At 51.4% G+C, this 8,837-nt stretch carries 6 protein-coding genes; 4 read left to right on the forward strand and 2 right to left on the reverse strand.

The features are described 5' to 3' along the window. Positions 1–25: 25 nt before the first annotated feature. The 4 genes from gyrB (at position 26) to RRY12_08690 (ending at position 4,760) form a co-directional block, all read left to right on the forward strand. Positions 26–1,966: a DNA topoisomerase (ATP-hydrolyzing) subunit B gene (gyrB, locus tag RRY12_08675; GenBank protein MEG2184737.1), complete on the forward strand. Its 1,941-nt coding sequence runs from the start codon at positions 26–28 to the stop codon at positions 1,964–1,966. A 112-nt stretch (positions 1,967–2,078) separates the two neighbouring features. Then, on the forward strand, positions 2,079–2,858 hold the full coding sequence (locus RRY12_08680; GenBank protein MEG2184738.1) for a YdcF family protein: 780 nt from the start codon (positions 2,079–2,081) through the stop codon (positions 2,856–2,858). Positions 2,859–3,278: 420 nt separating this feature from the next. Continuing rightward, positions 3,279–3,803 (forward strand): hypothetical protein, encoded by a 525-nt coding sequence (locus RRY12_08685; GenBank protein ID MEG2184739.1) that lies wholly within the window; start codon positions 3,279–3,281, stop codon positions 3,801–3,803. Between the two features lie 165 nt (positions 3,804–3,968). Then, a complete protein-coding gene (locus RRY12_08690) occupies positions 3,969–4,760 on the forward strand; it encodes a hypothetical protein (protein ID MEG2184740.1) in 792 nt (263 codons plus the stop codon). A 518-nt stretch (positions 4,761–5,278) separates the two neighbouring features. On the opposite strand, the gene RRY12_08695 is transcribed toward RRY12_08690, so the two are convergent. Both RRY12_08695 and RRY12_08700 read right to left on the reverse strand, forming a co-directional pair. Continuing rightward, complete coding sequence (locus RRY12_08695; GenBank protein MEG2184741.1) at positions 5,279–6,628, reverse strand: vWA domain-containing protein; 1,350 nt, start codon at positions 6,626–6,628, stop codon at positions 5,279–5,281. Then, positions 6,625–8,151 carry a C25 family cysteine peptidase gene (locus RRY12_08700; GenBank protein MEG2184742.1) on the reverse strand — a complete coding sequence of 509 codons (1,527 nt, stop codon included), beginning with the start codon at positions 8,149–8,151 and terminating at the stop codon, positions 6,625–6,627. The genes RRY12_08695 and RRY12_08700 overlap by 4 nt, the downstream gene beginning before the upstream one ends. Positions 8,152–8,837 lie beyond the last annotated feature (686 nt).

An 8,837-nucleotide genomic window follows, 5' to 3' on the forward strand; every position in this document is an offset into this window, starting at 1 on the left:
ATTTAAGCAAAAGGAGTTTTTATATATGGTTGACATGGAATTACCGGTAAACGAACAGCCCGAGGGCGCGGCTTCGGATTACTCAGCAAAAGATATACACGTACTGGAGGGGCTTGAGGCTGTCCGCAAACGCCCCGGCATGTACATCGGCGACCAGAGCCAGCGCGGCCTCCACCACCTCGTCTATGAGGTGGTAGACAACTCGATAGACGAGTCTCTCGCCGGCTTCTGCGACACAATAAACGTTACGATAAACAAGGACGGGAGCGTCACCGTCGTAGACAACGGACGCGGCATCCCGACCGAACACCACGAGTCCGGCAAGTCTGCGGCCGAAGTGGTCATGACGGTGCTGCACGCCGGCGGCAAGTTCGACAAGAGCGCCTATCAGGTGTCGGGCGGCCTCCACGGCGTCGGCGTCTCCGTCGTAAACGCGCTCTCCGTGTGGCTTGAGCTCACCATCTGGCGCGGCGGCAAAGAATACCACCAGCGCTACGAGCGCGGCAACCCGATGACGGAGCTGCGCGAGACCGGCGTTACGGAGCTGCGCGGAACGCGCGTGCAGTTCATGCCAGACGACGAAATTTTCTCAACGACCGATTTTCAGGCCGACATCTTAAAGACGCGCTTGCGCGAACTGGCCTTCCTCAACTCGCATATCACGATAAACTTTGAGGACCTTCGCCCCGACAAGCCCGAGACGCGCTCCTACCATTACCCCGGCGGCATCGGCTCTTTTGTGGAATATCTCAACAAAGGCCGCGAGGTGCTCTTCAAGACGCCCATCGTCATCACCGGCGAGAAGGACCAAACCCAGCTTGAATGCGCGATACAGTACAACGACACCTACGTTGAAAGGCTCTTCGGCTTCGTCAACCTCATCAACACGATCGAGGGCGGCACCCATGTGGCCGGCTTCCGAAGCGCGCTCACACGCGCCGTGAACGACGAGGCGCGCAAGCTCAAAATACTCAAAGACAAAGATCAAAATCTCTCCGGCGACGACCTCAAAGAGGGCCTCACCGCAGTAATCTCCGTCAAAGTGATGGAGCCTCAGTTTGAAGGCCAGACGAAGACGAAGCTCGGCAACAACGACGTCAAAGGCATCGTCGACTCGATGGTCTACGAAGGGCTCAAAAACACGCTGGACGAGCGCCCGGAGATATTAAAGCCCATCGTCGAAAGCGCCCTGCGCGCGCGCCAGGCCCGCGAAGCCGCGAAAAAGGCAAAGGAACTTGTGCGCCGCAAGTCCGTCATGAACGGCCTCACCCTGCCCGGCAAACTTTCGGACTGTTCAAACAGAAACCCCGCCGACTGCGAGATATACATCGTTGAGGGAGACTCCGCGGGAGGCAGCGCCAAACAGGGGCGCAACCGCGAATTTCAGGCGATACTTCCTCTGCGCGGAAAGATACTGAACGTCGAAAAGGCGCGCCTTGAAAAAATACTGAGCAGCGAGACCATACGCAACATAATCCTTGCGCTCGGCTGCGGCGTAGGCGACGATTTCAACGAGGAAAAGCTCCGCTATCACAAAATATTCATAATGGCCGACGCCGACGTCGACGGAGCGCACATCCGCACGCTGCTGCTTACGCTCTTCTTCCGCTACATGCCGCAGATAATAGAAAACGGCTACCTCTACGTCGCCCAGCCGCCGCTCTACCGCGTGCAGAGCGGCAAAGAGGTGACCTACTGCTTCTCCGAAAAACAGATGAAAGAGGTCCAGAACGCAGCGAACGGCAAAAAGGTAGACGTCCAGCGCTACAAGGGCCTCGGCGAAATGAACGCAGAGCAGCTCTGGGAGACGACGATGGACCCGGAAAACCGCATAGTCAACCGCGTAGAGGTCCAGGACGCCGTCGAGGCGGACGAACTCTTCGGCATACTCATGGGAGACACTGTAGAACCCAGAAGAAAGTTCATAGAAGAATTCGGCCGCGAGGTCAAAAACCTCGACATATAGAGGTCAAAGCACAAATGGTAATATCAGAGTTTGGGCGCGCCGTTGTTTTGCGGCGCCCAAACCGCTCACAACCGCAGCCGCGATAAGGCGATAAAAGGAGGCGACAGAGGCAATGTTTCATCTCTATAAGCTGATAGGCTCCATAATCGTGCCGCCGGGCCTCTTCGTCCTGCTTCTTTTGCTGCTCGCTGCCGTCGCCTGCAAAAAACCGCGCCGCAAAGCGCTTGCCGCCGCGCTTGTTGTATTTGCCTCCGCGCTCTACCTTATGAGCACAAGCGCCGGCGCTCTGCTCGTCACCGGCCCTCTTGAAACGCTACACCCGCGCCGTCTGCCGCCCAAAGAGGCTGAGGCCGCGATAATCGTCCTTGCGGGAGGCTCCTCCTACGACGACAAAGGCTCCTCCGTCCAACCCGGCGTCTACGCCATGGAACGCATCTACGCCGCAGTGCGCCTCGCAAAAAGCCGGCGCGCCCCTACGACGCTCATACTATCCGGCGGCAACGTCTTTGGCGCAAACGACCGCTCCGAGGCCGCAGCCCTCCGCGACGCGGCGCGCGCCATGGGCTGCACGCAGAAAATAATAACAGAAGACAAATCCCGCACCACCGCCGAAAACCTCCAGTTCTGCTCCAAACTGATAAAAAGCCTGGGCATAAACCACGCGATAATCGTCACCAACGCCTTCCACATCCCCCGCTCGATGCAGAACGCCGCGCGCTTCATGCCCTACACACAGCTCTACCCCTACCCCAGCGGACGCCTCACCGACCCCGTCATCCGCGGCCTTCAATCCTTCCTCCCAAACGCGGGCGACCTGAACGCCTCATGCTTCGGCATAAAAGAATGGACAGGACTCGCCGCAAACGCCCTAGCCGCAAAACTGCGAAGGTAAAAAACAACCCCGGCGCCCCAAGCACGCCAGCCCACAAAACTTTTTTGAAAAACCTGCGCATCACGCATAAGCGTCTACACAGCCTCCGTCAGCGCGCTGCTTGCAACCTCGTACAAAACGCTAAACATTGCTTATTCACTGCTCATGAAACGGACTCTCGACCTTCCAAAGGACTATAGCGAGCTAAAAAAATCTTCCGTTTGATGTGCTTCAACGTTTTCGCACATAACAGGGACGACCATTTTACAAAAATTTTTCCCCTTGACAAGGTTAAGCCTGAGACCGCGAAACAGGCCTCAGGCTTAACCTTGGTTAAGCCTTTTGTTTAGAATACAGAGACGGCAAAGACCAAAGCGGGCGTCCCTGCATCCATACGGCGGAGCTTTCGGCCTTAAATCATCCGTAAAGGAGCTGTTTTGAATGTGTTTAGTGTGTGAGCAACTTGCGTGCACCTACGGAGAACTGTGCGGAAAAGTAAAAATTTATAACACTCCAGGCTCGGCAACCGAAGCGCTGGGGAGGGAGGCCGAATGGGAGCATGTTATCCCCAACGCTGTAATAAGCCAATCTACTTTTCTAAATCGGAACCTGAGGATAACCTACAACACCAGTACCGTATATGCGCTGGACAAAAGCGTCCACCGCGACGCAATGGACGGAGCCGGTGACGGTATCACCTCCACAGGGCGCAGTCAGACATCACAAGGCTGGGCGAAGCTTCTGATTCCAATGTTTGACGGGGGCTGCGCAGATGAAGCCGTGAACAGGCTGTTTATAGACGAGGTGCACGCTATAAAGGCGCTGAAGGATACAACGCTGCGCTTTCCTTATATTGCAAGCCTTGGCGCCGTCTTGCACAGTTACCGCGGGAGTGGCATTATTACCCAAAGCGCGCTTGATGCCATTTATAAATGGGTGGCGTCGGAGCTTTCGTCGCGTGTTTAGCGCGCTTCACAGACAACGGAGCTTGCTTTGCCACAGCCAAGTTTAACTTGACGCAAAATCATACTCACATATCTTTTAAATCACAGCCCGCATCAAAATACCCGTCTGCAGGCCGCAGCTTTGGCTTGCGCATGTTGGCGGTATAAAAACAGGAGGTAGCAGATAATGGAAGATATCAATAAGAAGCAATTTCTGGACAGACGGCGCAACGCTATGATGGGACTGGAGAAATACAAAAAGACCTATAAGAAATACCTTGCCACGGACGGAGAGGAACACAGCATCGACAAATTCTACACCTTCGATGAAAAAGGGCACATTATGGTCGTAACCACATCCAAAGATACGGACAGCATCGACAAATCCGTCAGAGACGCCTTTCAGAAGGTCATCGTATTCTTCGGCGCATGGACTGCGGCGCTGTCAAGGCAGCACCTCACTCTCTTTGATTACGAGGCCATCAAGAAGATCATCTCCTCTTGCGGCTTCTTTGTCTCAATGGGCTCCGAGGCCCGAAGCTACCATTCCGATACGACGCAGGCCTCACTCAACACGACTATCATCAGCTCCCTGCTGAGTTCCGACATAAGCGGAGGCGGCATGGAGATAGCAAAAAAGACCCTCGCAGTGATAGGTGGAGAGATCTCCAGCAGTTTTTCTGAACAAAAAACGGACAAAGAAATTGCACACCTGCTTTTCATCTGCGAATCTATAATGGGAATGCCGATCGTCACCATATCGCTTTATCACACTAAGCTGGATCAGTTTAAGTGGGTGCAGAGCACTAACTGCGAGAAAATTAGCCATCAGACTATAGATTTTAACTTCACCGCGGACGACTATCTCTTTGTTGATCCCGACTATATAAACAAATTTACGCCTGATTTCAAAAAAAGCGACGAATATGAAAAGTTGATAGAGGAGCTTATGAAGACGCTTGAGCCGCCGAAGGCATAAAATAGGGAAGATATAGCAGGCGTTTTTTCAAAATAGATATAAACGCCGCAACGCGGCAGATGGGTATTCCACGCTCGCGGCAAAGAGATCCCAGCCGGCAGCATGATCTTTAATATCAGCAATCGTGCCGATAAACTGATATTTTATACTGCCCGTGAGTACGGCGATGATTATTCTCCTTGTATAGGAGCTATCCCAAGCGCCGGCTACCAGAGCCAAAACCTGTGCATCGTGAGCGGCTATCCAAACAATATCATTGTAACCAGAGACTGCGACATCTTTTGTACTTAGTCGCTTTCACAAGAATCAGAACTGTCTGCAAACCGCCGCTTCGGATACGAAGCGGCGGTCTGTTGCACAACATACCATGTCAGCCTGTACGCCCCACCTCTGACAGCCCTGTCTGTCGTATGGAGCAAAAGGGGCGATAACTCCTACCAGACTCGTAATCACAGGGGAGGAGATTTTGCGGAGATTGCCGCGGTTTTATCGGTGCGGCTGGAACCAACGCCTGCTTTTTATTCTACTATCACCGTTCCTGCTTTCAAGCTCCGAAAGGGGCGTTGAGTCGCCTGATCGACACCGCAAATCTCAACCTTTATGTTATAGGCGCCGCTGTTGCCGGTATCGTCCACGGCAAATGTATGTCCTTCGTCTTTATCAAATGAGGCCGCCGTCGTTATGTGTTTCAATGGGAGGATGTCGATATTCTCATCTTTTAGTTTTCGCGCTCTCAATTTTTTCAGGCAGGCGTAAGGATCGTTTTTCGCCTCATTTTCTAATTCAAAATGGCGAAGTTCGCCTGCAAAACGCTCCAATACTTTATCCACGCAAAAGTCCGGCCGGGTCATCTCTGCTTTGACAGTGAGCTTATCAAGCTCTTTGTCGCCGCGCGCGGCGACCGCTATATTGAAGCTCTCACCTTTTTTTATATAGGTCGGCAGCGTCAGATCTGTTTTTATGGAAGTATGAAATTCAAAACCGCCGACGGTGCCGCTTAGAGCCTCCTTCGTTGAATATTGGATCAGCAGCTTCCACTGCTTAGGCTGGACATTATGCAGATTGAAAATGCAGTAGCCGTCGTCCACGATCTCTGGCACGGCGCTGCTTTGCTTTCCTGAAGGCTCTATGAGGGTGACGTTGATACTGTCGCCACAGGGAGTTTGCTGCGTGTATTTATATTTTTTATCTGACCATACGACGCTGAGCTGTGCGTCATTGTCCTCTTCACTGACGTCGAACGATTCGAGGATGTAATCGCTTCCTGCGCTATACTGCTTCAGGCTGTTCACTGTGAGATTTGTGTCAGATGAGTCGGAGACAATATAATTAAAGATCTGCATCATCTCGTAGGCGTTGGGCGCGTTGTAGAAGCGGCTTTTCTTATTTTTTGTTATCAAGCTCTTGAAACATGGCGTCTCCAAAAGCCCAAGCCCAGCGATGTATAGCGGCGGTTCATCTTCCATGACCAGCACTGGATCTAGCCCACAGTTGGACCAGCCGTCGCTGAGAAGAACGAAGGCTTTCGTTGCCGCGGATGACTTTTTTATCATCTGGTTTCCCAGCCTGATCGCATCGCCAATATTGGTTCTGCCGTGTGCCTGTAAGTTTTCGATCAGCTGCACAGCCTCCTCCGTTTCGCGCAGGCCGGCTGTAACTGTCGCAATATCTGGATCGCACCCGGAAGGATAGACCCACCTTGCTTTATCGCTGAAGGCGTTGACTCCAAATTGGTCGCCGGCTCTCGCGCAACGCACAAACGCCTTTGAGTCGATCTTTATCATCGGCATTACGCTGAACATGGAACCGGAGAGGTCCAACATCATCACCACGCCTAGATTCTGTTTGTCCGTAATGTCAATGTTCATGACCGTTCTCCTTTTTGTTTGTCAGATTTATCGTCCATATAGTCCGCGCTGGGGTCTCCCAACAGCAAGTACTCGCGTATATTGTCGATAGTTTCGCTCTCCGGGTTGTTGCGGTACAATTCCAGAGTGCCCCACACAAAGATGTCTCCAATTTTAGTCAGCTTCTTTTGATGGATGCCCTCCCACAGATATTTGTCAAAGAGGTCGTTTACGGCCGTATACGAGGAGGCTGAGGCTCCCAAGAAACTGATAGCCTTCAGCTGTTTTATCCATTCCACGCCAAAGCAGACGGATTGGTGGATGCCGCAGTTGTGACAGGCGAGACTCAGGACGTTTGGCGTTTCTCTTTCTACCGTGAGACTGGGAATATCTTTAACAGAGAGGCCGTTGCCAGACAGCCATCCGTTGCAGCCTCCATGCCCGCGGTAATTTATAAACCCCACGCCTTTGTTTATTTCTTGTATCAGTTCCGTTTGCGAACATAGCCCGTCATAACACTCCGCGACGGAAAAATCTCCGACGAGCGTTGATTTTATGTTACGCTTGCACTGTTCATAGGTGTGGGACGGAGCGTTATAAGAGGTAAAGACTGCTTTTTTACGGTTATCGTTATAAAACCTGTCGTAATACGAGGCGTAATCGACCACTTCATTCATGTAGCAGACGGCAGAGACGGGCAATCTGCCCAAAGCGTAGATAGGAAGCGGCGTGGCCATGTCGTCGGAACAGTAATAATTATCATTGGCAATAAGCTCATCCTTATGCTGAACATTATCCGTTATCATTTTGGTGGGGATCATATCTACGCCGCCGCCTAAAATGACGTAGCTAAGAGGGCTCTTGCCGTGCTCGGCCAACAGATAGCTCCGTATTTTTTCCGCCAAATCATTTCCCTCACAGGATTCATCGATCTTTTCTATATAAGCTATCTCTACATCATAGAGAAAGCTCTTCACCCCCTCCAATATCTTCAGAGAATCACCCAAACGCTCGGCCGTGACTATTATCATCCTCGGCTTCGCGTCATCGCCGTCTTTTGACGCCGCCCTCTTGTATCCCAATAATTGTGAAGCATAGCGCGTATTTTCGATGACATCACGGCTGACCCCAGCCTGAACATTCGCTTTCGATCCGACTATTGTATAGTTCACCGTGATGACGATTTCCCTAAGCACCGTCAGTTTTTGGCTGAGTGGACGGTATATGAACGGGCATACCGCCAGATGGAGACAACGCGTGCCTAAGATTTCGACAGTCCCAATATATCGGACCGCCTCCTGCGGATAGTCTTCATCCGCTTTATAGATACCGCTATCTTTGGCAAAGACTAATTCTTCCGTCTCAAGTACATCGCGCGGCGTAGGGAGTAAATTATATTTTTCAGGCAGTTCTTCCTGGCGGAGAAGTTTGACCGTAAGCGAACGATATTCCGCGTTATCGGGAACAACGACGAACAATCCCTCGCTTGCAAGCATCGGCGCCCCAACCTGATTTATAAACCCAGCCTGGGGTATATCAAGCAATACATATCCTTCTTTTCCAAATGGCGTTTCCTGTTGCCAAAAACCATTTAAGCGGTAATCAACACAGATACTTCCCTCGCCATTGCCATTCAAATCCGTTGCTTCCAAGACTCTCTTGTCCGCAGGCCCCGGTTTTTTACCCGCTCCAATCAAATTTTTCCACAATTTGTCCGCCATAGCCATTCTCCTTGTCGAAATTAAATTTGAACTGCCGTCAAATTGCATGGACATCTATAGCTCAATCATAATATTTTAAAAAATGCAAAAATTAAATTTGATAATAGTATAGTCGGTAAACTTGGGCAATTCAACCTGCCGCGGCTTTGCTGCGCTATGCGCCAGCGATGCTCATCTCCTAAGTGATATAATGAATCCCAACGACACTATCGTATATGCGCTGAACCAACGCGCCCACCGCCACGCATTGGACGCAGGCCAAAAACAGCGTCACCTACGCCAAACGTTTGCGCACAATATAAAAACAGGAGGCATCGCTATAATGAATATCAACAACATCGGCGTCGGCCGAGAAGAAAGCCGCATCGACAAATTTTACACTTTCGATGAAACAGGATTGCGCACGCATTAGACAAACCATAGCGGCAGGCGCTGCTCCATGTTATAATCGTCCCAAACAGCGACATTATCTTACTTCAGGCTGGTGTATATACATGACAAAACAGAAA

It is taken from the genome of Cloacibacillus sp. (assembly GCA_036655895.1).
GTDB lineage: Bacteria > Synergistota > Synergistia > Synergistales > Synergistaceae > JAVVPF01.

What these genes read in the sequence shown, in the direction of transcription:
- RRY12_08680 (MEG2184738.1), top strand. Translation starts at nt 2,079, where the DNA reads ATGTTTCATCTCTATAAGCTGATAGGCTCCATAATCGTGCCGCCGGGC.
- RRY12_08690 (MEG2184740.1), top strand. Translation starts at nt 3,969, where the DNA reads ATGGAAGATATCAATAAGAAGCAATTTCTGGACAGACGGCGCAACGCT.
- RRY12_08695 (MEG2184741.1), bottom strand. Translation starts at nt 6,628, where the DNA reads ATGAACATTGACATTACGGACAAACAGAATCTAGGCGTGGTGATGATG.
- RRY12_08685 (MEG2184739.1), top strand. Translation starts at nt 3,279, where the DNA reads ATGTGTTTAGTGTGTGAGCAACTTGCGTGCACCTACGGAGAACTGTGC.
- gyrB (MEG2184737.1), top strand. Translation starts at nt 26, where the DNA reads ATGGTTGACATGGAATTACCGGTAAACGAACAGCCCGAGGGCGCGGCT.